General features: G+C 66.5%; 17 protein-coding genes and 1 riboswitch. Of the genes, 11 read left to right on the forward strand and 6 right to left on the reverse strand.

What is annotated here, in order from left to right; genetic code table 11:
• Positions 1 to 102: 102 nt before the first annotated feature.
• Complete coding sequence (locus ACIP90_RS18815) at positions 103 to 651, forward strand: hypothetical protein (protein WP_400581141.1); 549 nt, start codon at positions 103 to 105, stop codon at positions 649 to 651.
• Positions 652 to 865: 214 nt separating this feature from the next.
• Here the strand turns inward: ACIP90_RS18815 and ACIP90_RS18820 are convergent, their stop codons facing one another.
• From ACIP90_RS18820 to ACIP90_RS18830, 3 genes are read right to left on the reverse strand one after another with little or no spacing between them, the layout of a single operon-like run.
• Complete coding sequence (locus tag ACIP90_RS18820; protein ID WP_400581142.1) at positions 866 to 2404, reverse strand: APC family permease; 1539 nt, start codon at positions 2402 to 2404, stop codon at positions 866 to 868.
• Complete coding sequence (locus tag ACIP90_RS18825; protein WP_400581144.1) at positions 2401 to 3459, reverse strand: agmatine/peptidylarginine deiminase; 1059 nt, start codon at positions 3457 to 3459, stop codon at positions 2401 to 2403. Before ACIP90_RS18825 ends, ACIP90_RS18820 begins: the two co-directional genes overlap by 4 nt.
• A complete protein-coding gene (locus ACIP90_RS18830) occupies positions 3456 to 4508 on the reverse strand; it encodes a nitrilase-related carbon-nitrogen hydrolase (RefSeq protein ID WP_400581145.1) in 1053 nt (350 codons plus the stop codon). Before ACIP90_RS18830 ends, ACIP90_RS18825 begins: the two co-directional genes overlap by 4 nt.
• A gap of 211 nt (positions 4509 to 4719) precedes the next feature.
• On the opposite strand from ACIP90_RS18830, the gene ACIP90_RS18835 reads away from it, so the two are divergent.
• On the forward strand, positions 4720 to 5199 hold the full coding sequence (locus ACIP90_RS18835) for a Dps family protein (protein WP_400581147.1): 480 nt from the start codon (positions 4720 to 4722) through the stop codon (positions 5197 to 5199).
• A 91-nt stretch (positions 5200 to 5290) separates the two neighbouring features.
• On the opposite strand, the gene ACIP90_RS18840 is transcribed toward ACIP90_RS18835, so the two are convergent.
• The gene (locus ACIP90_RS18840) at positions 5291 to 6868 is read right to left on the reverse strand and encodes an MFS transporter (RefSeq protein ID WP_400581149.1); all 1578 of its coding nucleotides are present in this window, start codon (positions 6866 to 6868) and stop codon (positions 5291 to 5293) included.
• A 67-nt stretch (positions 6869 to 6935) separates the two neighbouring features.
• On the opposite strand from ACIP90_RS18840, the gene ACIP90_RS18845 reads away from it, so the two are divergent.
• From ACIP90_RS18845 to ACIP90_RS18880, 8 genes are all read left to right on the forward strand, one after another.
• On the forward strand, positions 6936 to 7475 hold the full coding sequence (locus ACIP90_RS18845; RefSeq protein ID WP_400581151.1) for a TetR/AcrR family transcriptional regulator: 540 nt from the start codon (positions 6936 to 6938) through the stop codon (positions 7473 to 7475).
• Positions 7476 to 7563: 88 nt separating this feature from the next.
• A riboswitch (glycine riboswitch) is annotated at positions 7564 to 7662 on the forward strand.
• Positions 7663 to 7856: 194 nt separating this feature from the next.
• A complete protein-coding gene (gene gcvP, locus ACIP90_RS18850; RefSeq protein WP_400581152.1) occupies positions 7857 to 10724 on the forward strand; it encodes an aminomethyl-transferring glycine dehydrogenase in 2868 nt (955 codons plus the stop codon).
• A gap of 80 nt (positions 10725 to 10804) precedes the next feature.
• The gene (gene gcvT / locus ACIP90_RS18855) at positions 10805 to 11965 is read left to right on the forward strand and encodes a glycine cleavage system aminomethyltransferase GcvT (protein ID WP_400581154.1); all 1161 of its coding nucleotides are present in this window, start codon (positions 10805 to 10807) and stop codon (positions 11963 to 11965) included.
• Positions 11966 to 12084: 119 nt separating this feature from the next.
• Positions 12085 to 12471 (forward strand): glycine cleavage system protein GcvH, encoded by a 387-nt coding sequence (gene gcvH, locus ACIP90_RS18860; protein ID WP_400581155.1) that lies wholly within the window; start codon positions 12085 to 12087, stop codon positions 12469 to 12471.
• Positions 12468 to 13817: a serine hydroxymethyltransferase gene (glyA, locus tag ACIP90_RS18865; RefSeq protein WP_400581157.1), complete on the forward strand. Its 1350-nt coding sequence runs from the start codon at positions 12468 to 12470 to the stop codon at positions 13815 to 13817. Before gcvH ends, glyA begins: the two co-directional genes overlap by 4 nt.
• A gap of 147 nt (positions 13818 to 13964) precedes the next feature.
• Positions 13965 to 15362, forward strand: coding sequence for an L-serine ammonia-lyase (locus ACIP90_RS18870; RefSeq protein ID WP_400581159.1), 1398 nt, complete (start codon positions 13965 to 13967; stop codon positions 15360 to 15362).
• Positions 15363 to 15481: 119 nt separating this feature from the next.
• Complete coding sequence (locus ACIP90_RS18875) at positions 15482 to 16555, forward strand: lipid II:glycine glycyltransferase FemX (RefSeq protein ID WP_400581161.1); 1074 nt, start codon at positions 15482 to 15484, stop codon at positions 16553 to 16555.
• Positions 16556 to 16620: 65 nt separating this feature from the next.
• Positions 16621 to 18117, forward strand: coding sequence for a threonine/serine exporter ThrE family protein (locus ACIP90_RS18880; protein ID WP_400581162.1), 1497 nt, complete (start codon positions 16621 to 16623; stop codon positions 18115 to 18117).
• 68 nt (positions 18118 to 18185) lie between these two features.
• Here ACIP90_RS18880 and ACIP90_RS18885 read toward each other — a convergent pair whose 3' ends face one another.
• Positions 18186 to 19028, reverse strand: a complete 843-nt coding sequence (locus ACIP90_RS18885; RefSeq protein ID WP_400581164.1) for a siderophore-interacting protein — start codon at positions 19026 to 19028, stop codon at positions 18186 to 18188.
• Between the two features lie 120 nt (positions 19029 to 19148).
• Between ACIP90_RS18885 and ACIP90_RS18890 the strand changes: the two genes are divergently transcribed.
• Positions 19149 to 25211 (forward strand): Ig-like domain-containing protein, encoded by a 6063-nt coding sequence (locus ACIP90_RS18890; protein WP_400581165.1) that lies wholly within the window; start codon positions 19149 to 19151, stop codon positions 25209 to 25211.
• Here ACIP90_RS18890 and ACIP90_RS18895 read toward each other — a convergent pair.
• A complete protein-coding gene (locus ACIP90_RS18895) occupies positions 25183 to 26004 on the reverse strand; it encodes a uracil-DNA glycosylase (protein WP_400581167.1) in 822 nt (273 codons plus the stop codon). The two genes, ACIP90_RS18890 and ACIP90_RS18895, sit on opposite strands and share 29 nt — an antisense overlap.
• Positions 26005 to 26020: the final 16 nt, after the last annotated feature.

The following is a 26020-nucleotide window of genomic DNA, read 5'->3' on the forward strand; positions in this document are numbered from 1 at the left end:
GCGCCTAACGGTTGCGCTCCGAACCGGACACATCCCTCGTTTCGGGGTATTGGCGCTCCTACGCTGGAGCTATCCAATCACTCACTCGAAAGGGGTGGCCAAATGAAAAAACTAAGCGCCTGGCTCACAGCCATGGTGATGGCTGTCGGGCTGGGCCTTCTGGCTCCGGGGTCTGCCTCTGCAGCCTCATATTGCGGGCTCGTCTGGGGCTCGTTGGCAAAGTCCAACCAGGCCATGAGCGCCGCATCTGTAACCAACGTGCGGACCGGGCAGCATTACTGCTTCGACCGCCTGGTGATAGATCTCAAAGGAAAAGCAGGCGGCTACAACGTCCGGTACGTCCCCCAAGTCGTCCAGGACGGTTCCGGACTTCCCATCAAGCTGAGGGGAGGCGCGTTCCTCCAGGTCACGGCCCACTCGCCGAGCTACGACAACGATACGGGCAAGGCCACCTTCACTCCGGCCAACAGGTCAGAGGTGACCAACGTTTCCAAGTACCAGACGTTCAGGCAACTGGCCTGGGCAGGCAGCTTCGAGGGTTACACCACCCTCGGCCTCGGTGTCCGCGCACGGCTGCCGTTCAAGGTGTTCACGCTTGACGGTCCGGGCTCGGGGTCCAGGCTTGTCATTGATGTCGCCCATCACTGGTGACATGCGGCGTCGTCCAGGCCGATGGAGTCCTAACCACCTTCGCAAGCAAGCACTTCCAACGTAAAAGCTCCGCCGCAGCCAAAAGCACCGCCGCAGGCAAGCGCATGATGACGGGTTGATGCAAGCGAAAAGCCCCGCCTCCGGGACAGTGAACCAGTTCACGGCCGGGAGGCGGGGCTTTCGCTTGTGTGTTCGGGCGGGCGCCGGCTGGCTGCTAGTCCGGCAGCACCAGGGCGGGAGTGTCCCGGCGGATGGTCTCGCCGCGGAAAAACCCTGGCCGGAGCCGTGACATGACCAGCATGAAGATGACTCCCATGGCGAGGATGCCGACGCCGAGCACAAACACCAGGCCCACACCGAAGAACTCCGAGCCGCTGCCGAATTCCGGCGCCCAGCTGTCCGCGGCCGTCTGCAGGAACACCACCAGGAGCCCCACGCCGCCCAGCAGCGGGCAGAGCAGCCTCAGCATGAAGTTCCGGACGCTGCTGAACACGCTGTTGCGGAAGTACCAGGCACACGCGAATGCAGTCAGTCCGTAGTAGAAGCAGATCATCAGGCCCAGGGCGAGGATGGTGTCATTGAGGACGTTCTCGCTGACCACATGCATCACGGCATAGAACCCGGCCGAGAGGACGCCGGCGGCGACGGTGGCGAAGCCCGGCGTCGCGAACTTCTTGCTCAGGCGGCTGAACGGCTCCGGCAGGGCGCCGTAGTGCGCCATCGCCAGAAGGCTGCGTGAAGGGGACGTGAACGTGGACTGGAGCGAGGCCGCCGAGCTGGAGAGGACCGCCAGCGACATGAGGATGGCGAGGGGGCCCATGATGGGGGAGGCCAGCGCGGTAAAGATGTTTGCGTGGTTTTCCTCGTTGTTCAGGCCGATGCCCGTGTCACCGACGCCGGCAAACATCATCGTCGCGATGGTGATCAGCAGGTAGATGCCGAGGACGACGACGGCGGTCACCGTGCCTGCGAGGCCGGCGGTTTTCTTGCCGTTGGAGGTTTCCTCGTTCACTGTGAGGCAGACGTCCCAGCCCCAGTACACGAAGATGGACAGCGAGATGCCGGCCGCGACCTGGCCGAACGTCTCGATCTTGGTCACGTCGAACCATTCCCAGCTGAAGGGGATGGAGGTTTCGGACGCGGACCAGTTGGCGAAGGCCAGGGCCACGAAGAGGCCCAGCACCAGCAGCTGGAAGCCCACGAGCCCGTACTGCACAATCTTTGTGGTGTGCAGCCCACGGTAGCTCACCCAGACCGCCAGCGCCACGAAGACGAAGCAGGTCGCCACGTTGAGGGGCTTGTTGGCGGCGAGATCAGCCAGTTCCGGTGCGCCCGTCAGCTGTGCGATGAACAGGTAGAAGAAGTCCACTGCCACCGCGGCCAGGTTGGACAGCACGATGATGTTGGCGGCGAGCAAACCCCAGCCGCCCATCCAGCCGACCCACGGGCCGAACGCCTTGGTCACCCAGGTGAAGGTGGTGCCGCTGTCCGGTGAATCGGCGTTCAGCTCCCGGTAGGCCAGGGACACCAGGATCATCGGGATGAAGCCGATGAGGAAGATGACTGGAAGCTGCAGCCCCGCCTCGGCGACTGTGGGGCCGAGCGCGCTGGTCAGCGTGTACGCAGGCGCGATGGTGGAAATGCCAAGGACGACGACGGCGAGCAGGCCCAGCTGCCCGCCCTGCAGTCCCTTCCCGGTAATGCCGTGGGAGGTGCCGGCGGCCGGTGCGGCGGCCCGTGTGGTTTGACTCATGACTGTCCCTTTCTGGCAGGCAGTCCGTTCCGGAAACCGGCGGGCTGCTGCTGGGTGATGCAGTGGATTCCCCCGCCGCGGGCGAAGAGTTCGCGGGCGTCGATGCCCACCACCCGCCGTCCGGGATATGCGTCAGCGAGGATGCGGAGGGCCTTCTCATCGTTGGGGTCGGAGAAGGTGCAGGCGATGACGCCGCCGTTGACCACCACGTGGTTGATGTAGCTGTAGTCGACGAAGCCCTCCTCGTCGGTGAGGGCCGCGGGGGCCGGAACCTCGACAATGCTCCACTCCCGTCCGGCCGCGTCCCGGGTGGTGGACAGGAAGCTGATGACCTCGCGGCTGACCGCAAAGTCTGGGTGCTCCGGATTCTGCTGCGAATGGACCAGGAGAACACCCGGCGACGGGATGGCGGCCACGATGTCCACGTGCCCGCGGGTACCGTAGCGCTCCGAATCGCGGGTCAGGCCGCGGGGGACCCAGATCACGTGGCTGGCGCCGATGGTCCTGGCCAGCTCCGCTTCAACATCTGCCTTGGTGAGTCCGGGATTGCGGCCCGGATCCAACTGCACGGTTTCGGTGACCAGCACCGTGCCCTCGCCGTCCACCTGAATGCCGCCGCCTTCGTTGACCAGCCCGGACACCAGATGGTGGGCGCCGGTCCGGCCGGCGACCTCGGCCGCGATGAGCGAATCCTTGTCCCATTGCGCCCAGTCCTGGGCGCCCCAGCCGTTGAAGACCCAGTCCACGGCACCCAGCTGGCCGCTGCCGTCCAGGACGAACGTGGGACCGATGTCCCGCATCCAGGCGTCATTCAACTCCGCCGGAAGCACCTCGACGGCGGGCGACAGATAGCGAGCGGCTGTCTCGACGTCGTCGGGCGCCACCACCACGGTGACCGGCTCAAATTCAACGGCGGCGTTCGCGACGGCAGCCCAGACCGACCGTGCCGCATGTGCCTCCTCGGCGGTCCCGCCCAGCGTGTAGCCGCCGGTGGGGAACGCCATCCAGAGGCGCTCCTGGGGTGCCGTCTCGGCGGGCATGCGCCACGTGCTCATGCTGTCACCTCTGCGGGAACGTAGTCGCTGGTTGAGTCGGCCGACACCGTGCCGAACGGCTCGTCATGCCGCACGGGTTCGGTCAGCCGCGCATAGGTGTCCGGGCGGCGGGTGGTCAGGAACGGGAACAGGGTGAGCCAGTCGCGGCGCTGGTCCAGGTCCAGATCCGCGACGAGGACAGCCGACTCGTCCCGTGGCGCCTGGGCCAGGATGCGGCCGTAGGGATCGGAGATGAACGAGGACCCGTAGAAGTTGAGGCTGCCCTCCCGGCCCCAGCGGTTGGGAACCACCATGAACAGCCCGTTGGCGATGCCGTTGCCGACAATGACCTGCTGCCACAGGGGCTGCGTGTCGAACTCCGGGAACAGCGGCTCTGAACCAATCGCCGTCGGATACACCAGCAGCTCCGCGCCGCCGAGCGAATACATCCGCGCCAGCTCGGGAAACCACTCGTCCCAGCAGGTGGGCATGCCGAGCCGTGCGCCGCCAAGTTCAGCAGGGGCGTGGACTTCGTAGGCGTCTTCCGCCGCCGGGCCCTGCCGGAAGAAGCGGTCCTCGTAGTAACCGGCGGTGACGGGGATGTGCAGCTTGTGGGTGCGCGCCAGCAGCTCGCCCGAGGGGGAGACGAGGATGGAGGTGTTCAGGCCCAGGCCGTCGTCGCTGCCGTCCGGGGCGTCCGCCCGTTGGTAGAGCGAGGCGTGGACGCAGATGCCGTGCCGGCGGGCTGCATCCGCGGCGAAGCGGAAGGTGGGGCCGGTGAGCAGGTCCTCCGCCGCGTCCGACGGGCGGGGGCGGACCCGTCCGGGCAGGGACAGGTCATTCTCGGGAACCTCGTCGGCCGGGTAGCGGGACAGCGTGAGTTCGGGAAGGAAGACGACGGTGGCGCCGAGGCGGGCCGCCCGTTCGATGCCGTCGTTCAGTTCGGCACGAAGGGCCGGAATGCTGCTGTGCCAGCGGTGCTGGACGACGCCGATCCGCAGCGCGGGACGCACAGACGGCGCTGTCCGGGCGAGGGAGGCGGGTGAAGCCAGGCAGGTGATTTCAATCATGATGACTACTCCAGTGAGACGACCGTCACTAAATGAATAACGTTCATTTAGTATGCATGGCGCGAGGCGTGCTGACAAGGGGTTATTTGAGGGCCATTCATTTATGACCGCGATAGTAAGTAAGCTGATGGTGAAATCCCTGCTTCCCACCTGCCGCCCTTGACCCGGGCTGCGGTAGCGTCGGGGCTACTGGACCACTCGAGGAGGATGAATGAAAGCTTCACCGACCCTGACCAACAACATGCAGGCCGTCCTGGCGGACCTGATTGAACTGCACATCCAGGGCAAACAGGCGCACTGGAACATCGTGGGGACCAACTTCCGTGACCTTCACCTGCAGCTGGACGAGATCGTCAACGCCGCGCGGGCTTTCGCTGACGACATGGCCGAGCGGATGCGCGCACTCCACGCCCTTCCGGACGGCCGCAGCGAGACTGTGGCAAAGTCCACGAGCCTGGCCAAGTTCCCGGAAGGCCTCATCAACACCAAGGACGCGATCGACAGGATCGTTGCCGCGCTGGAAGCCGCTGTCGGCACCATGCGCAAGGTCCATGACGAGGTGGATGAAGAGGACCCCACCACAGCTGACCTGCTGCACGCCTTCATCGAGAAGCTGGAGCAGTACGCCTGGATGGTGGGCGCCGAAAACATGAAGGCCTCGGCCGGCGTCACCCGGCCCGACAGCAAGTAGACGTTCCGCGTCAGGCCGGCGGCAGGTGCCGCCTGGCAGGCCACGCCAACAGCCCCGGAGCCACTCCGGGGCTGTTGGCGTGCCGTGCCGCTTAGCTGGCCCTCGGCACCCGGCGGAGTACGACGGCGGAAAGGACTGCCGCTGCTGACATCAGCACCAGCGCAATGGCAGCGGTAATGTGGACGCCCGAGTCAAAGGCCAGGCGGGCTGCCGCTGCGAGGGCCTCGGACAGCGGGGCGGGCAGGGTCTCGGCCAGCTCCATCGCTCCGGCCAGCGTTTCCCTGGCCCGGTCCGCGGCCTCACCCGGTGCCGCCTCGGCCACGGCCCGCGGCAGGACGAACTGTCCTTGGTATGAAGCTGTCAGGATCGACCCCAGCACGGCCGTTCCCAGCAGCGAGCCCACCTCGTAGCCAGTTTCGGAAATGGCCGCCGCCGCCCCGGACCTGGCAGGCGGTACTGTGCCCAGGATCAGGTCGTTGGAGATGGTCTCCGCGGCCCCGACCCCCAGCGCCAGCAGGAGCAGTGCTCCAAGCAGCAGCGGTGGTCCGGCCGAGTGGTCGCCAACGGTCACCAGGCAATAGCCCGCCGCGCTCAAGGACAGGCCGCCGGCCACCACGAACCCGGGCCGGATCCTCCGCACCAGCGGCACCACGAGAAGGCCAGCCACCACGGTGGCCGCCAGTGCCGGAAGCATGGCCGTCCCCGAGGCCGAGGGGGACATTCCCTCCAGCAATTGCAGGTGCTGGGCCAGGAACAGGATGAAGCCGTTGAAGGAGAACAGCGCCAGGACGTTGGCGGTGATTGCCGTGCTGAACACCCGGTTCCGGAACAGGGACAGGTCCAGCAGGGGAGACGCCAGCCGGTGCTGGCGCCGCACAAAGGCCCAGCCCATCAGTGTGCCGAAAGCGATGACGGCAAGCGGAAACACCCCGGGGCCTTCTGTGGCCAGATCCTTGATGCCATAAACCACGGGCACCATGGTCAGCATGGAGAGCAGGATGCTGGGTGCATCCACCCGCCCCGGGTTCGGATCCCTGGACTCCGGGATGAAGAAGGGCCCGAACACCAGCAGTGGCAGCATGATCGGCACCGCCACCAGAAGCACCGCGCCCCACCAGAAGTGCTCCACGAGCCAGCCGCCGAAGATCGGTCCAAGAGCCGCACCGCCGGAGAAGCCTGCCGCCCAGATCGCCACGGCCAGGCGGCGCCGGTTGGGCTCCGGGAAGATGTTCCGGATCAGCGACAGCGTGGAGGGCATCAGCATGGCGCCAAAAAGGCCCAGTCCGGCACGACCGGCAATCAGCCATTCGGCAGTGGGGGCAAACGCTGTGGCGGCCGAGACGGCCGCAAATCCCGTGGTGCCGATCAGCAGCAGCCGGCGGCGGCCGATCCTGTCGCCCAGACTTCCCATGGCCACCAGGAGCCCCGCCAGGACGAGGGCGTAGGCATCCACGATCCACAGCAGCTGGACGCCGGAGGGGTCCAGGCTGCGCGTAATCGCCGGGAGCGCGAAAGTCAGCGCGGTATTGTCCACGGCCACAAGCAGGACCGGGAACATCAGCAGGCCCAGGGCAAGCCAGTCACGCATCCCGCCGTCGGCGGGAGACGGCTGCCTTGCTGCTGTGCCGGCGGCTGGTTTGAGGGACTCGATGGCTGCGGACTTGGTCATGCATATAACTATACCGTCCAGACGGTACAGTTATAAACACCCCTGCCTAACGGGCATGATTGAAGCCATGCCCAGAAAACCAGTAGCGCGCGGTGCCGTTCTCGACGCCTTCGAATCGCTCCTCATCGAAGTGGGGGAGCGGGCCGCCACCCTCGATGCCGTTGCCGGGCGTGCAGGTGTCTCCAAGGGCGGGCTGCTCTACCACTTCCCCAACAAGGAAGCCCTGATCGGCGTCTTGCTGGACCGCCTCGAGGAATATGCCGAGGCGGATGCCCGGGCAATGGCCGCGGCTCCTGAAGGAGCCGCAGCGTATTTCATCAGGTCCTCGGTGTGGGCAGATACCCCGCTGGACCGCGCCATCGTGGCAGCAACACGCCTGGCGGAAGTCGCCCATGAGGAAACCCGGCGCCGGTTCGCCCACATCCAGCAGCGCTGGCTCGATGAGATCGCCAAGGATGTGGGCCCGGGCCTGGCCAAGGCGGTTCTCTACATGGGCGACGGGCTGTACTTCAACGCGATGCTGTCGATCGGTCCGGCCGCGACAGCTGCCGAGACCGCCGCCGACGTCGAGAGCCTGCTGGCTGCGCTCGAACGGCTGCGGGGCTAGCGGGTGGTGGTGAGACAGTTTGTAAACTCGCTCCGGACATAGGACAATAACCCTTGTGGCTGTTGTCACCGCTAACTGAATAAGCCTTTGATCTGCGGCGGGAGAGTCCTGCAAGTAGGTACAAGCAGGCGCCGTAGGAGCAAATCCTCCCCAGGAATCTCTCAGGCCCATGTACCGCCGCGGCAAGGCAACTCTGGAAAGTAGCAGGCTCCCCTGGAGTCCCGGGATCACCCGGATCATCAGGACGCGCTTTGCTCACCGACGGTGCAAGCGGGGCTGTGCGACGCACGGCTTACGCGGAATCTCTCAGGTCCAATACAGAGCGGGGAGGAACCCAAATCACTGTGGCGCACCTTGCGCCGCCTTAGTTATGGAGTTCCTTTGACCGTACATTCAGCCTCCGCCTCCTTCGTAGACCGGCATATCGGGGCCCGCCGAGAAGCCGACGTTGACGCCATGCTCAGGGCTGTCGGCTTCGACACCATTGATGCGATGGTTGATACCGCCGTTCCCAAGGACATCCGGCAGGACTCTGCGCTGGAACTTTCTGCTGCACTGAGCGAGGTTGAGGCGCTCGCCGAACTCCGCAAGCTGGCCGCCAAGAACAAGACCGCTGTGCAGATGATCGGCCAGGGCTATTACGACACCGTGACCCCACCGGTGATCCGCCGCAACGTCCTTGAATCCCCGGCCTGGTACACCGCCTACACGCCATACCAGCCCGAGATCTCGCAGGGCCGCCTTGAGGCGCTCCTGAACTTCCAGACCATGGTCCAGGACCTCGTTGGCCTCCCCATCGCCAACGCCTCGCTGCTGGATGAAGCAACGGCCGTGGCTGAAGCCGTGCTGCTCATGCGCCGTGCCAACAAGAACAAGCAGGCCCACGACGGCAAGACTGTCCTGGACGCCGACTGCCTGCCGCAGACCATTGCCATTGTCAAGGGCCGCGCCGAGGCGCTTGGATTCGAAGTCGAGGTCGCAGACCTGTCCAAGGGACTTCCCGACGGCGACATCAACGGTGTCGTGCTCCAGCAGCCCGGCGCCTCCGGCCACGTGTTCGACCACTCCGGCATCATTGCCGCCGCGAAGGAACGTGGCGCCCTGGTCACGGTCTCAGCTGATCTGCTGGCGCTGACCCTCATCACCCCTCCCGGCGAGCAGGGCGCGGACATTGCCGTCGGCTCCGCGCAGCGCCTGGGTGTACCGCTGTTCTACGGCGGACCCCACGCCGCCTACATGGCAGTGCAAAAGGGCCTTGAACGCTCCCTTCCCGGCCGCCTGGTGGGTGTCTCCAAGGACTCTGCCGGTGCCCCCGCATACCGCCTCGCGCTGCAGACCCGCGAGCAGCACATCCGCCGTGAGAAGGCGACCTCCAACATCTGCACGGCACAGGCGCTGCTGGCCATCGTCGCCTCGATGTACGCCGTCTACCACGGACCGGAGGGCCTGAAAGCAATCGCCGAGACCGCGCACAGCCACGCCAAGGTTCTCGCGGCCTCACTCAAAGCGGCAGGGCTGGATGTCCTGCACACCAGCTTCTTCGATACCGTGACCGTGTCCGTTCCGGGCAAGGCCGCCGGCATCATCGCCGCAGCCGAAGAGAAGGGCATCAACCTCCGGGTGATCGACGCCGACACCGTCGGCATCTCCACCGATGAAACAACGACGCCGGCCATCGTGGCGGACGTTCTCGCCGCCTTCGGCGCCGAGGCAGTGGGAGCCTCGGGCAGTTTCGCCCTTGACGCCGCCGTCGAACGTTCCTCCTCGTACCTGCAGCATCCGGTGTTCAACACGCACCGCTCCGAGACGCAGCTGCTGCGCTACATCCGCAGGCTCTCGGACCGTGACCTGGCGCTGGACCGCACCATGATCCCGCTGGGCTCCTGCACCATGAAGCTGAACGCCACCGCGGAGATGGAAGCGATCTCGTGGCCGGAATTCGCCTCAATCCACCCCTTCGCCCCGGATTCGCAGACCGAGGGCTGGCGTGAGCTGATCGCCGACCTGGAGGCGCAGCTGACCGAGATCACCGGCTATGACCAGGTGTCGATCCAGCCCAACGCCGGGTCCCAGGGTGAGCTCGCGGGCCTCCTGGCGATCCGCGGCTACCACCGTTCCCGCGGGGAGGGGCAGCGGAACATCTGCCTGATCCCGGCCTCGGCCCACGGCACGAATGCCGCCTCGGCTGTGCTGGCGGGCATGAAGGTCGTCGTGGTGGCCACCGCCGCGGACGGCACGATCGACCACGCGGACCTGTACGCCAAGATCGACGCCCACAAGGACGCTCTGTCCTGCATCATGATCACCTATCCCTCCACCCACGGCGTGTATGACGCCGACGTCCGCGAGGTCTGCGACGCCGTGCACGCGGCAGGCGGCCAGGTGTACATCGACGGCGCGAACCTCAACGCCCTGGTCGGGCTGGCCCAGCCGGGCAAGTTCGGCGGGGACGTGTCGCACCTGAACCTGCACAAGACCTTCTGCATCCCGCACGGTGGTGGAGGACCCGGCGTAGGACCCGTCGCGGCGAAGGCCCACCTGGCCCCGTTCATGCCCGGCAACGCCGCGTCCTGGACCGAGGGCGATGACGTGCCGATCTCGGCTTCGCGCTTCGGTTCCGCCGGTGTGCTGCCGATCTCGTGGGCGTATGTGAAGCTCATGGGCGGGGACGGCCTGACCGAGGCCACCAAGTCTGCGCTGCTCGCCGCCAACTATGTGGCCGCGCAGCTCAACGAGTTCTTCCCTGTGCTGTACTCCGGTGAAGGCGGCCTTGTGGCGCACGAGTGCATCCTGGACCTGCGCGAGCTCACGGCCAAGACCGGTGTCACGGCCGAGGACGTGGCCAAACGCCTGATCGACTACGGCTTCCACGCCCCCACCCTCGCGTTCCCGGTGGCCGGCACCCTGATGGTGGAGCCGACCGAGTCCGAGGACCTGGCCGAGATCGACCGGTTCATCGAGGCGATGATCTCCATCCGCCACGAGATCGACCAGGTGGCCAACGGTGACTTCACCGTGGAGAACAGCCCCCTGCGCAACGCCCCGCACACCGCAGCCGCGGCCATCAGCTCCGGCTGGGACCGCGCCTACCCCCGCGAGCAGGCCGTGTTCCCCGTGCACTCCCTCAAGCAGGACAAGTACTTCCCGCCCGTCGGCCGGATCGACGGCGCCCTGGGTGACCGCAACCTGATCTGCTCCTGCCCACCTCTCGAAGCCTTCGAGGAAAACACAGAATCTTTCGAAAACTGATTTCGGCCGCCCCGATGGTTGAGCCTGGCAAAACGCTGGATCTCGACAGGCTCGACCGCCGGACTTGAAAGGACTTTCCCATGCCTGAGAAGTACACCGCCCTTTACGAAGAGCACAAGAAACTCGGCGCCTCCTTCACCGACTTCGGTGGCTGGCAGATGCCGCTCAAATACAGCTCCGAGCTGGCCGAACACCACGCCGTCCGCAAGGCCGCGGGCATCTTCGACCTCTCCCACATGGGCGAAGTATGGGTGACCGGGCCTGATGCGGCTGCCTTCCTCGACTATGCCCTCGTCGGCAAGATTTCGGCCATGGCCGTCGGTAAAGCCAAATACTCGCTGATCTGCAATGAGGACGGCGGCATCATCGACGACCTCATCATTTACAGGCGCCCGGCGGCCGCGGATGCCGCACAAGGCAGCACCGACAGGTTCCTGGTGGTGCCCAACGCCGGCAATGCCAAGGTGGTGGCCGAGGCCCTGGCCGACAGGGCCGCCAACTTTGACGTCACCGTGAATGACGTCTCCACCGAGGTCTCGCTGATCGCTGTCCAAGGACCCAAGGCAGAGGAAATCCTCCTCCGCCTGGTTCCCGCCGCACAGCACGGGCTCGTCACCGGCCTGAAGTACTACGCCGCCGTCGAGGTCCCGTTCCTGGTGGCCGGAGCCGGCCAGGAACTGCTGCTGGCCCGCACCGGCTACACCGGGGAGGACGGGTTTGAGATCTTCGTGGACAACGACGACGCCGCCGCCCTGTGGCAGGCGATCGTCGCCATTGCGGACGAAGGGGAGCTGACGCCTGCCGGTCTGGCTTCCCGCGATTCGCTCCGCCTCGAAGCGGGCATGCCGCTGTACGGCAACGAGCTGTCCCTGGAAGGCGACCCGTTCGCTGCCGGTCTGGGGCCCGTCGTCGCGCTGTCCAAGGAAGGCGATTTCGTTGGTAAGGCCGCACTGGCCGCCAAGAAGGAAGCAGGCGCCGGCTCCACGAGCGGCCGCAGGCTCGTGGGCCTCAAGGGTTTGGGACGCCGCGCCGGACGCGGGCACTACCCGGTGCTCAAGGACGGCACCGTCGTAGGCGAGGTCACCTCCGGCCAGCCCAGCCCGAGCCTGGGGTATCCCGTGGCCATGGCGTACGTCGACGTGGAGTACACCCAGCCCGGCACAGCCCTGGACATCGATCTGCGCGGCAAGAGCGAGCCCTTCGAAGTCGTGGCACTGCCTTTCTACAAGCGCCAGAAGTAGCCGCGCCGCTGGTTGAGCTTGTCGAAACCGGGGATCTCGACAAGCTCGATCATTGGGGGTTGAGCTTGTTGAAGCCCGCCGCCGACCCTGACAAAAGATTTCAAACGTAAGGAAAAAACATGGCAAAAGTTGCCCCTGAACTGCAGTACTCCGACGAACACGAATGGATCGCCCGCGACGCCGGATCGAACATTGTTTCCATCGGGATCTCCGCCGTGGCCACCGACGCGCTCGGCGACATCGTCTACGTGGACCTGCCCGAGGTCGGCTCGGCCGTGACGGCGGGGGAGACCTGCGGCGAGGTCGAGTCCACGAAGTCCGTCTCGGACCTGTACTCCCCGGTTACCGGCGAAGTCCTAGAAACCAACCCCGCCGTCGTCGAGGACCCGGCGCTGATCAACAGCGACCCGTACGGCGCCGGCTGGCTCTTCAAGGTGGCCGCGGAATCTGACGGCCCGCTGCTCTCCGCCGAGGACTACGCGGCCAAGAACGGGGGCGAGCTGTGAGCGCGTCCCGTGGCGCAGCCACAGAAACAGTGGCCTTCGAGCAGGTAGTCTCACCGAGCCTGGACGCCGACCTGTCGGCCCTTGACCCGGAGATCGCCGCCAAGATCGACGACGAACTCACCCGCCAGCGCGGCGGGCTGGAGATGATCGCCTCCGAGAACCACACGGCCGTGGCAGTGATGCAGGCGCAGGGCTCGGTGCTGACCAACAAGTACGCCGAGGGCTACCCGGGCAAGCGGTACTACGGCGGCTGCGAGCACGTGGACGTGATCGAGCAGCTCGCGATCGACCGGGTAAAGGCGCTCTTCGGCGCGGAATACGCGAACGTCCAGCCGCACTCCGGCGCGCAGGCCAACGCCTCGGTGATGCACGCCCTGATCAAGCCGGGCGACACCATCATGGGCCTGAACCTGGCCCACGGCGGGCACCTGACGCACGGCATGCGGATCAACTTCTCCGGCCGCCTGTACAACGTGGTCCCGTACCAGGTCCGTGAAGAGGACCACCGGATCGACATGGCCGAGGTGGAGCGCCTGGCCCAGGAGCACAAGCCGGCACTGATCGTCGCCGGCTGGTCCGCCTACGCCCGGCAGCTGGACTTCGCTGAGTTCCGCCGCATTGCCGACTCCGTGGGGGCGTACCTGATGGTGGATATGGCGCACTTCGCCGGGCTGGTGGCCGCGGGCCTGCACCCCTCCCCGGTCCCGCACGCGCACGTCACCACGTCCACCACGCACAAGACCCTCGCCGGTCCGCGCGGCGGCATCATCCTGACCAACGACGCCGACATCGCCAAGAAGATCAACTCGGCGGTGTTCCCCGGTCAGCAGGGCGGCCCCCTTGAGCACGTCATCGCCGGCAAGGCAGTGGCCTTCAAGATCGCCGCCTCGGCCGAGTTCCGGGAACGCCAGGAACGCGTGCTGGCCGGCGCCCGGATCCTGGCCGAGCGGCTGGTCCAGCCGGACGTCACCGCCAAGGGAATCAACGTGATCTCCGGCGGCACGGACGTGCACCTGGTCCTGGTGGACCTGCGCAACTGCGAACTCGACGGCCAGCAGGCAGAGGACCGCCTCGCGGAAATCGACATCACCGTCAACCGCAACGCCGTGCCGTTCGACCCGCGCCCGCCGATGGTCACCTCCGGGCTGCGCATCGGCACCCCGGCCCTGGCGACCCGCGGTTTCGGCGAAGCTGCCTTCGCCGAGGTTGCCGACATCATCGCCGCGGCCCTGACTGCCGACGCCGGGGCCGACCTTTCGGGTCTGCGCTCCCGCGTGGAAGCGCTCGCCTCAGCCCACCCGCTTTACCCGGCGGTGGCAGACCTCGCAGCGGTAAAAACCGCGTAGCGTGGAATTAAACAGCACGACGGCGGGCGGCCGCCATAAGCTGCCGCCCGCCGTCGTACTGGCCGACTGTGCGCCGCGACCCGCGGCCAGGCAGTCCCCCGGCAGGACCATCTGCCGGACCGAAGCATGATCAAGTGAGGAACCGACATGGCCGTTGGAGTCTTTGACCTTTTTTCCATCGGAATAGGACCGTCCAGTTCACACACCGTGGGCCCGATGCGGGCCGCCGCGGTCTTCGCCGAGGAGCTGAAGTCTTCCGGCAAACTGAACCAGGTGGCGTCGCTGCGGGTGGACCTGTACGGCTCCCTGGCCGCCACAGGCCACGGCCACGGCACCATGACTGCCATTCTCCTGGGGCTTGAAGGCTTCCACCCCGAGCTGATCCTGCCCGATGAGGTGGAGTCCCGGCTGGCGTCGATCGAAGAGACCGGCATGCTGCAGCTGGCGGGGACCGTTCCCCTGCCCTACGGCGTCAAGGACATGGTGCTGCGCCCCCTGACCATTCTGCCCCGGCACACGAACGGCATGACCTTCACGGTCTTTGATGCCGCCGGTGATGTGCTCCACGCAGCAACGTTCTTCTCCGTGGGAGGCGGCTTCATCGTCCGCGAGGGCGAAGAGGACACGGCACAGCAGGAACTTGAGGAATCCAAGAAGGAACTGCCGCTGCCGTTCCGCACCGCCGCGGAACTTCTCGGGCGCTGCCAGTCCAAGGGCCTGTCCATCGGCGAGATCATGTTCGTCAACGAACGCGCCTCCCGCTCCGAAGAGGAAATCCGCGAAGGCCTGCTCCACATCTACTCGGTCATGGAAAGTTGCGTGGAGGTCAGCCTCAAGCGCGAGGGGCTGCTTCCCGGCGGACTGAAGGTCCGCCGTCGGGCGCCCGACTGGCACGAACGGCTCCTGAAGGAGGACAAGGACCGGGACCCCAAGTACTGGCAGGAATGGGTGAATCTCATCGCCCTCGCCGTCAATGAGGAGAACGCCTCCGGCGGGCGCGTCGTGACTGCCCCCACCAACGGCGCCGCCGGCATCATCCCTGCGGTGCTGTACTACGCCCTGCACTTCGCCCCCGGCATGGACACCGCGAGCCAGAAGGACCGGGACGACGTCGTGGTGAAGTTCCTGCTGACCGCCGGCGCGATTGGTGTCCTGTACAAGGAACAGGCGTCCATCTCCGGAGCAGAGGTGGGCTGCCAGGGCGAGGTGGGCTCGGCGTCGTCCATGGCTGCCGCCGGCCTGGCCGAGGTGATGGGCGGCACGCCGTCCCAGGTGGAGAACGCCGCCGAGATCGCCATGGAGCATAATCTTGGCCTGACCTGCGACCCCATCGGCGGGCTGGTCCAGGTGCCCTGCATCGAACGCAACGCGATCGCCGCCGCGAAGGCCATCAACGCCGCGAAGATGGCGCTGTGGGGGGACGGCTTGCACCGGGTTTCCCTCGACGAGGTGATCGTCACCATGCGGGAGACCGGCAGGGACATGAGCTCGAAGTACAAGGAAACGGCCATGGGCGGGCTCGCCGTCAACGTGGTGGAGTGCTGAACGGCTGCCTCTCCACACGGGCGGGCATTCGGCGGGGGCGCGTGCAGGGCGGATAGACTTGAGGCTGCCTCAACGGGCACCGGCTGCAGACACGTACGCGAAGATTGGACACGGCACACTTGCGAGAATTCACTGCCCGCTTTGCCACCTCCGAGGAGGTCGCCAACTGGGATTCCCACGTCACCGCGAATCCGAACGGCGGAAACCTCCTTCAGTCAGAGGCGTTCGCTGACGTCAAACAGCACTTCGGCTGGAAACCCCTCCATCTGGTCTACGAAACGGCCGACTACCTCAGCTACAACCTCGTGCTGGAGAAGAGCTTTCCCGTGCTGGGCAAGCTTTGGTACATGATCAAGGGGCCGGATGTAGCCGACGTCGAAGACATTCCCGGCATCGCCAAAGCCAACGCGGACTTCGTCAAGAAGGCGCGGCTGGGCGTCTTCGCGATCAAGATCGAACCGGACATCGTGCTCAGCGACCACGCCCGGAAGGTCATTGAGGGGGCCGGGCTGGTGAAGACCCACAACCTTCAGCCCAACGACTCCACCGCGCTTCTGGACATTTCTCCGGACGAGAACCAGCTGCTCCGCAACCTGCACTCGCGGGGCCGGAACGCGGTCCGCCGTGCCATCCGCGAAGGCGTCGAGGTGCATAATGTGGAACCGAGCGAAGAGAATTTCCGTGCCATGTACGGGCTCATGACCACCACGGTGGAGGCGAAGTCGCAGGTCCGGGTCCGGGAGTACGAGTACTACCGCCAGTTCTGGACCAACTTCATCAAGCGCGGCCAAGGACGGCTTCTGTTCGTGTACGAGAACGACGTTCCCTCAGTGGGGGCCTTCGTGATCAACTACGGCCGCAAGGGCACCTACAAGGACGGAGGGTCCCTGCAGAAACGCAGCCAGTACGGCGACTCGCACCTCGTCCAGTGGACGGCCATCAACCAGGTCAAGGAACTTGGCTGCACGGAATACGACTTCTGCGGCACTCCGCCCAGCGACCAACTGAAGGACACGTCCAACCCGTTCCACGGGCTGGGCCTCTTCAAAACAAGCTTCAGCAAGACCGTCACCGACTTCGTGGGCTGCTACGACCAGGTCATCAGCCCGCTGAAATACAAGGCCTGGATGGCCGCCGGCGAACGGGTGGCGCGGCAGGTATACACACGCCGCACGGGAAAGCAGTTCTACTAAAGCTGCCGCAACGGACAGAACCGCCGTCACGGCAGACCACAGGCAACGTACGGAGGGAGGCCGGAATGGAGAAGAAACCCGGGGAAGCTGAGCGCCCCATCAGTGACGGCCTGCCCAAGACGCAGCCGCTGACCGCTTCGCAGCTGCGCCAGAACGCCGCCGCAAAGCGCATGCTGCGCCGCCTTGTGCAGGCCGACAACCCGCCGACGGCGCCGCTGAGTATCGTGGACCGGCTCACCGGGAGCCCCTACGCCAACCCCATGATCCAGGTGCCCGGCGTGGACACGTCTGCGCGGAAGACCATGGACTTCGCCCTGCGGCTGGCCGAATCGATGTTCCGCTACGGCGCCGGCGCGCTCGAGGTGGAAACCAGTATCATCGCTGTCACTGCGGCGCTCGGCCTGAGCAACATCGAGGTGGACATCACCAACCAGTCGGTGAACATCAATTACGCACCCCAGGACCAGACGCCCATTTCGCTGCTTCGAGTGGTGCGTTCCTGGACCAACAACTACGCAGGCCTGGCAAAAGTCCACCAGCTCGTGACCGACATCGTGGCGGGCGGCGTCGGCAGGGACGAGGCGGCCCGGCGCCTGGACGAGATCGTCCGCAGCCCCAAGCCTTTCCCGCGCTGGATGGTCACGGTGGCCTTCGCTGTCTTCTCGGCGATGTTCGTTGGCGTGATCGGCGGCGGCCTGGGGGCGTCGGCGGTCGCATTCGCCTCCAACCTCCTGATCAGCCTGCTGGCCCGGAAGCTGGGCCGCTGGCGGACGCCTGACTTCTTCATAACAGCGGCCTGCTCCTTCGTCGTGACGATCATCGCGCTGCTCCTGTGGAGGTTCGGCAGCCCCGTGGGTGTCCAGATTGCCCCGGCCATTGTGGTGGTGGGCGGCATCCTGCTGCTTCTTCCCACGGGCCGGCTCGTGTCCTCCGTGCAAGACGCCATCAATGGCTTCCCCGTGACGGCTGCAGGCAGGTTCCTGTCCACGCTGCTGACGTTCGGGGCGCTCGTTGCAGGGATCGCGGTCGCGTTCGTGGTGGGGGACAGGATCGGCATGGAACCCATCGACGTCACGGAGACGTTCCCGCCCGCGTATCCCCTGTGGGCACAAGTCATCATGGTGGCCATTGCCGTCGTCGCCATCGGCGTCACGGAACAGACGAACTGGAAGCTGCTGCTCCCGACGGCGGGTGTCGGCGTGATCGGGCACCTGGTGCTCATCAGCGCCGAAGCCCTCGACATCGGCACGCGCTTTTCACCGGCGCTTGCCGCCATCGTGATCGGCCTGCTCGCCCGAATAGTGGCGCTGAAGATGGGTGCCCCTCAGCTGGTGGTCGCCGTGCCTGCCGGCCTGATTCTCCTGCCCGGGCTCACCATTTTCCGGTCCATGTACGTCCTGACCATCGAGGAGTCCGAGATCCTGCTGGGTGCCGGCGGGATGCTCAGCGCAGGGGCCATCGTGTTTGGCGTGGCCGGCGGGATTGTGCTCGGTGACACGCTGGCGCGGCCCTTCACCAAGGGCCTGGCGAGCAACGAACGACGGCGGGCGCGGCGCCGGTAGGGGGCCAGGGCCAGCTTTTGTTGGCTGGATCCTGCCGGCCAGATCTTGCCTGGTTAGATTTTGCTCGGCTAGATCTTGCCTATCGGCAGCTTCTTCTCGGCCTGGAAGTCGTCCTCCACCCGGCCTTTGGCCCAGTAGCCCGAGAGTGATACCTGGTTGCGGTCCAGGCCGCGCTCGCGGAAGAGCACTTCGCGCAGGCCCTTCATGTAGCCCCGTTCGCCGTGCGCAAAGACGTCCACCCTGCCCTCCGGCCACGGTGTCTCCCGCAGAGCGTTGACCAGCAGATCGCTGTCGCCTGCCGCAACGCCCCTGCGCTGGAGCCAGACCATACCGATGCCGGCGGGGGCGGCAATAGGTTGGATATCGGCGTCGCCGTCCACCTCGAGGAACGCCAGCCCCCGGGCGTCCGCGGGCAGCGACTCGAGCACAGCTGCGATCGCTGGGATCGCCGCCTCGTCGCCGGCCAGCAGAATCCAGTCCGCCGAGGGATCGGGGTTGTAGCCTCCTCCGGGGCCGGTGAAGGTCAGGCTGTCGCCGGGCTGGGCGGACGCGGCCCAGGGAGCCGCCAGGCCCTCGTCCCCGTGGATGACAAAGTCGATGGCAAGTTCACGCGCGGCCACGTCCACCCAGCGGACCGTGTAGGTCCGCGTGAACGGCCACTGCTCCCGCGGCAGCGTTTCGCGGACCGTCCACAGGTCGAGGGGCTCGGGGTAGGCGACGCCAGGCTGCGGAAACGCGATCTTGACGTACCTGTCCACGAAATCGTTGTTGACGTAGTCCGCGAACCCCTCGCCCCCGGCGACAATCCGAACCATGTGCGCCGAAAGCTGTTCCCGGCGCAGCACGGCCAGGTTGACCTGGGGACGGGACTTGCGCGTCGCGGAGGTGGCTGCGGGAACAGTAGTAGTCATGAAAGGCAAGCCTAGGCTAAGTTCGGCGCCTGCAGCCCCGGCTGCCTTGCCGGTTCGTTAGATTACTACAGGTGTTGGTCTAATTGACGGGACTTCATTTGCTCTTACCGGGGGACTGTCATGCCAAAGCCAGCCAAGCTTTTCGCCAAACGCGGGAAGCTGCTCCAGGCCACAGGTCTGTCAGCCGTCACGGCAATCGTGGCGGCAGCAGCAATCCTGTATCCAGGGGTCAAATCGGCCGAGGTGGACCTCAACGACGGCGGCGTCTGGGTAACGAACAAAAGCGTGGGAATGACGGCCAGGCTCAACTACCCGTCAAAGACTTTGGATGGAGGCGTAACGCCGCCGGGGGCAGGTTTTGACATCCTCCAGCATGCCGGCGAGGTTTTTGTGGACGAAGGCAGCTCGCTGACCCCCGTGGACCCCGCGGCGATGCGTCTGGGGGAACCGGTCAGGCTTCCCGACGGCGTCACCGCGTCGGCAGGAAAGGGAGCCTTCGTTTTCACGGACCCCGGAACCGGCGAAGCCTGGCTCGCCTCGACCGAGAGTGTGGGAGGCTTCGACAGGAAAACCTCTGAGCCGGTGATTTCCGGGGCGCCTGACCTGCAGGCCGTCATCGGCGGTGACGGCGCTGCCTACATCGCCGATCCCTCGGCCCGGGAGGTCAGCCGGATCACCGTGGAACCCGCCGGAACAGCCGGAGACAGGGCAACCGCGTCGTACGCCGATTTTTCGGCTGCCAGGAATCTTCAGCTCACCACCGTGGGGACCGAGGCCGTGCTCCTCGACAGTGACTCCGGGAGGCTCTATCTGCCGGGCGGCAGGACCGTCGAAATTCCGGACGGCAAGGGGGCGAGCCTGCAGCAGGCAGGGCCCGCGAGCAGTTTCGTGGCGGTGGCAACGCAGAGCAGCCTGATCGAGCAGCCGCTGGACGGCGGAGAGGCGTCGGCAAAGCCGGCGGGCAAGAACGGAAAGCCCGTCCGCCCCGTGCAGCTCGATGGCTGCGTGCACGCCGCCTGGAACAAGAGCAACGTCTACCTGCGCAGCTGCGCCCACGACGGCGGAGACAAACTGGCCGACGTTCCCGGGGCCACGCATGAATCGGACCTTGTCTTCAGGGTCAACCGCAGCGTAGTCGTGCTCAACGACACCAGCGGCGGCAACGTCTGGCTCGTCCAGCAGACGATGCAGCTCGTCAACAACTGGCAGGACCTGCAGGCCCCACCGAACCGCTCCGAGGAGGAGAAGGAAGACGCCGCCGACCAGAACCCGCTGCACCAGCTTCCGGACCGCACCAAACCCAACCGGGCGCCCAACGCCCAGGACGACGTCTTCGGCGTCCGGCCGGGCAAAACCACTCTGCTGACCCCGCTGGACAACGATTCCGACCCAGACGGCGACCTGCTGACCGTGAAGGTCCTGGGCTCAGGGCCTGGCAACGCCACTGCACAGCCCATCTACAACGGTTCCGCCCTGCAGATTGCCGTCCCGGAAGGGACGGCCGGGACGTCCGAATTCGCCTACCAAGTGGACGACGGACGGGGTAAGACCGCCCAGGCCAAGGTCACGCTCGCTGTGCGGAAGGACTCCGAGAACGGCCCGCCAACGCAAAAGCGCAGCACCGTCATCCTGCTCGAACAGGGAAAGGCCATCAGCCAAAATGTGCTCACGGACTGGAATGACCCGGACGGCGATGACCTCTTCCTGAAGGCGGCAACGGCGGACAACGCCGCTGACCAGGTCCAGGTGCGGCCTGACGGACTGATGCAGTTCCAGGACGTGGGAACCACCCTCGGCCGCAAGCAGGTCACCCTGCGGGTATCCGATGGCCGCGCCGAAAGCGAGGGCAAAGTCATCGTGGAGGTCCGGGCGCGCGGAACCCTGCCGCCCGTGGCAAACCCGGACCATATCAGCGCCGTCGCCGGCCAGGACGCCGTCGTATCGCCCCTCGAGAACGACTTCGACCCCACCGGCGCCACGCTGAGGCTGGCACGGATCGAAGGGCCGCCCGCTGCGAAGGTGTCGCCCCGCTACGACGCCGGGACCTTCGTGTTCAACGCAGCCTCCGCGGGCACCTATTACGTCACCTATCAGGTGACCAACGGACCGGCGAGCCAGCTTGGCCTCGTCAGGATCGATGTGACCAACGGCGGGTCCGGCGCCCCGGTAGCCGTCAGGGATGTCGCACGGCTTCCGCACGGCGGCCAGACCCTCGTGGATGTATTGGCAAACGACGTCGATCCGGCCGGCGGCGTGCTGGTGATCCAATCGGTAAACGTTCCATACGGGTCGCCCATGTCTGTTGCCGTCCTCGATCACAGCGTCCTGAAGATCACCGATGCGCGCGGGTTGACGGCACCTGCCGTTGTTACGTACACGGTCTCCAACGGGCAACAGAGCGCTGTGGGCGAGGTGACGGTGCAGCCCGTGCCCGCCCCGGCCAGGCTGCGGCCGCCCCGTGCCGTCCCGGATGAGATCACCGTGCGCGCCAATGACGTGGCGACGGTCAACGTGCTGGCCAACGACAGCCACCCGGACGGGGCGGCGCTGACGCTGAAGCCGCAGCTTGCGCAAACGGTTGACGCAGCGGACGGGATGCTGGGCATTTCTGGGGACGTCCTGCGGTTCAAAGCCGGGCCGACCGCGAAAACCGTGCACGCCATCTACGTCGTGCAGGACCCGGACGGACAGGAGGCCTCCGCCCAGGTCACCATCCGGATCAAAGCCAGCGACGCCGACCAGAATTCCCGGCCGGAACCAAAAAACCTGACCGCCCGCACGATCGCTGGCCGGACCACCCGGATTCAGGTTCCGCTGGAAGGAATAGACCCGGACGGCGACTCCGTGGCCCTCGTGGGTCTGGACAAGGCGCCCGCTTCCGGAACCGTCACCGTCGGGGCTACGTACCTGGACTACACGGCATCTGCGAAGGCATCGGGCCAGGACGCGTTCAGCTACGTCGTGGAGGACACTTTCGGGGTCCGCAGCACAGCCACCGTTGCGGTGGGCATCGGTGCCGCCGGCGGCGCCAACCAACAGCCTGTGGCAGCCGATGACGCAGTGGCCGTCCAGCCTGCCAGGAATGTCGCCGTCGACGTGCTGCACAACGATGCCGATCCCGACGGCGACGCGCTGGCCCTCATCCGGGGCGGAGTTGTCGCCGACCCGGCCCTCGAGGCGTCCGTCGAAGACGGAAAGGTGCGGTTCACGGCTCCCGCCGCCACGGGCGTCGTCGTGATCCGCTACAGGATTTCCGACGGACGGGGCGGCCAGGCCACAGGCACCGTCAAGGTTGACGTCACTCCCGCCGCACCGAGGAAAGCCCCGGTTTCCCGGGACGACCGGGTGTCCTTCGCCGAAACGCTGGGGAAGTCCGCGGTTGATGTTCCCGTCCTTAAAAACGACGTGGATCCGGACGGTGTGACCTCCGACCTTAGAGTCGCCCTGGCCACCGGAACCGCCGACGCCGCCGTGCGCGGTGACGGCCGAGTCAACATCACGCTGCTGCCCCAACCGCGGATCATCCCCTACACGGTCACGGACCTGGACGGGCTCGCCTCCACGGCATTCATTCACGTGCCCGGCACATCCGAACAGCGTCCTGCACTGAAGAGCCCTGCACCCCTGGAGGTGGTGAGCGGCACGGAACTGTCAGTCGACCTGGACGACGCGGTCGTGGTACGGCAGGGCCGCAGCCCCCGGATCACCGTGGACTCCCGCGTTTCAGCGGTGGCCGCCAACGGAAAGCCGCTGGTCAAGGACGCAACGTCCCTGGTTTTCACGTCCGCCGACGACTATGCCGGACCGGCGTCACTGACGTTCGAGGTGGCCGATGGCCCTGTTGAGGCGCCCGACACGCTGACCTCGGTGCTGACGATCAGCATCAACGTGCTGCCCGATCCGAGCCGCAACCACCCGCCCGTCATGTCCTCCACCCGTGCCGCCGTCGTCAAGGGTGAAGAGACCGTGGTGGAGCTGGAGCCACTGGTGTCGGATCCGGATCCCGCGGACAGCGGCAAACTTAAGGTCGCAGTGGGTGGACAACTTCCCAAGGGAATCAGTGCCAGCGTGCAGGGAATGTCGCTGCGCATCAAAGCCGACGCCGATGCCCCGGAGCCGGCAGGTGCAGTGCCGCTGACACTGACGGATCCGCGCGGGCTTTCTGCCCAGGCGGCAGTCCAGGTCGAGCTGACGCCGTCGCTTCGTCCGCTGCCGGTGGCCAACGACGACGAGGTGGCCGAGGCCGGGGCCGGCGAAGCGCGGCCGGTCCGCGTGCTGGCCAACGACGTCAACCCGTTCCCTGATGCCCCTCTGAAACTTGTCGGCGCCGTCGTGGAGACGGGCACCGGCAGCGCCACCGTGTCAGGCGACGCGGTGGACGTCCGTCCGGCGGATTCGTTTGTGGGAACCATGGTGGTGAGATACCGGGTTCAGGACAAAACGGCGGACCCGCGCCGCCAGGTTGAGGGCCACATCCGGCTGACGGTCAAGGCGAAGCCGGACAGACCGGGAACTCCCGTGGCCAGCGAGGTGCGTGACAGCACCGTGGTGCTGACATGGACGCCGCCTGCTGCCAACGGATCAGCCATCACGGGCTACAGGGTTACCGGTACCGGCGGCGTTTCGAAGCTGTGCCCCGCCAACACGTGCACCATCGGGTCGCTGACGAACGACGTCGAATACACCTTCAGCGTGGTCGCGGTGAACGGCATCGGCGAATCCGAAGCCTCTGCCCCCTCCGCACCGGCGCGGCCGGATCAGCGGCCCGAGGCGCCACAGGCGCCGGCGCTGCGGTTCGGGGACAAACAGCTCAACGTCAGCTGGCCGGCAGCCAGGACCACGGGGTCGGCGGTCAGCGGCTACGAGCTGCAGATCTCACCGGCCCCGCCGGCCGGCGCGGCCGTGAGGTCGGCCGGTCCGGGCCTGAGCTATACGTGGACCGGCCTGGCGAACGGCACGTCGTACCGCGTCCAGGTCCGGGCGAAGAACAAGGCCCCCACGCCGTCGGAGTGGAGCCCCTTCTCGGCCGCCGAGATCCCGGCGGGCGTGCCCGCCGTTCCCGGCAAGCCGAGCAGCACGCTCGCGACGTCAGGCGCCAGCAATTCGGTCATCCAGGTCAACTGGGCCGCTCCGGAAGGCAACGGTGACGCCGTGTCCGAGTACACGGTGGTGTCGTCCCATCCCGGCTCGCCGAACACCTCGCAGGTGGTTGGCGGTGGACGCACCAGCGCCGTCTTCACCGTGGGCAATTCCGACGCCGGCTACACGTTTACTGTGGCCGCACGGAACAAGGCCGGATATTCGGGCGCCAGCGCGCCGTCGGATCCGCGGCGTGCGGTGGGGGCTCCGGGGCCCGTCAACGGGCTCCGCGCGGAACCGCGTGACAACAGTGCCCAGCTGTCATTCACCGCGCCTGCCGCCACGGGCGGCGCCGCTGCGGGAGAAACCGTTTATGAGTACCGGGTGAACGGTGGCCCGGTCGCCGCCGTGCCTGCCAGCAGGGTCATACCGGGACTGGCGAACAACGGCACGTACACCGTTGGTGTGCGCGCAACCAACGTCGTGGACGGCCAGTCCTACCCGGGTCCGTTCACTGACGCCAATCCGGTGGCTCCCTTCGGGAAGCCCTTCCAGGCAATCACCGACGGGTTCCACCACGGGAACACGCAGGTACGGACTACTGTGGCGCCTCCGGCTCCCAACGGCCGGCCGATAGCGAGGTTCGAGTGGACCAGCCGGTATCCCGACGACGGCAGAACGGGTCCCTCAGGCGTGCTGCCCGCGGGCGGCGGCGAAATTTTCGCGGGCGACCAGCCTGACCAGAACGTAGAGGTTTACATCACCACCGTTGATACCGACGGCAACCGCAGCGATGTCCTGCGGGCGGGGGGACGGACGTATCAAAACATCAGTTTCACGGTCAACGGCGAGTTCGGCGGCCTCTGTGCCTGGACGAGCTACCAGGGCGGCGGGGCGGACAACCAGGTGAATTGCCTCGCGGACAACGGCGAATGGATACCCAACGGGCGGGTTCTGCCGATCAACTGCACGGGGACCAATGTGCAGTACACCTTCCGGGGTTCCGCGGCCAACCAATGGGCTGTGAAGAGCGGCTACGCCGCGTCGCGCCACATGCGCATCGCGGGGCAGACGCTTAGCGGCCAGCCGTTGGCCTGCCAGTAGCCCCCGCTGCCGGTGCCATTGCCGGAAGTTCCCAGTCGACCGCGCCGGCGCCTTGCTCTTCCAACAGGGCGTTGGCGCGGCTGAACGGACGCGAACCAAAGAAACCCCGGGAGGCGGACAGCGGGCTGGGGTGGACGCTGGCCACCACCGGGGTCTCGCCCAGCAGCGGGCGCATCCCCTCGGCGTCCTTTCCCCACAGGACCGCCACGAGCGGGAGCCGGCGTCCATCGGGCGCCCGGCGGGCAGCGACGGCGGAAACCGCCGCCGTCGTGATGGTCTCCCAGCCTTTGCCGCGGTGCGAGCCGGCAGCACCCTCGCGGACGCTCAGGACCCTGTTGAGCAGGAGCACGCCCTGGTCCGCCCAGGCACCGAGGTCGCCGTGAACCCTGGCCGGGTACCCCAGATCCGATTCCAGTTCCTTGTAGATGTTCGCGAGGCTGCGGGGGATGGGCCGCGTCCTGCTGTCAACCGAAAAGGCCAGACCCACCGCGTGGCCCGGAGTCGGGTACGGATCCTGGCCGACGATCAGCACCCGCACCTCCGCCAGGGGCTGCCGGAACGCCCTCAGAACGTTCGACGGCGAGGGCAGCACCCGGTGACCCGCCGCTACTTCCCCTGCCAGGAAGGAAAGCGCAGACCTCAGCTCGCCCTCCACCCCGGCCAACGCCGCGGCCCAGTCAGCGGCCACCAGCTCCGCCAGCGGCATCCCTGCCATCTCGGCGAAGCCAGGGCCCGCGTCCTCGGGCGGCAGCAGGTCGAACAAGGGTTCAGGTTGTTCAGTCACACTGACCATTCTCGCAGCGGCAGCG

Origin of the sequence: Arthrobacter sp. NPDC093139 (genome assembly GCF_044754165.1) — a bacterium.
Lineage (GTDB): Bacteria > Actinomycetota > Actinomycetes > Actinomycetales > Micrococcaceae > Arthrobacter.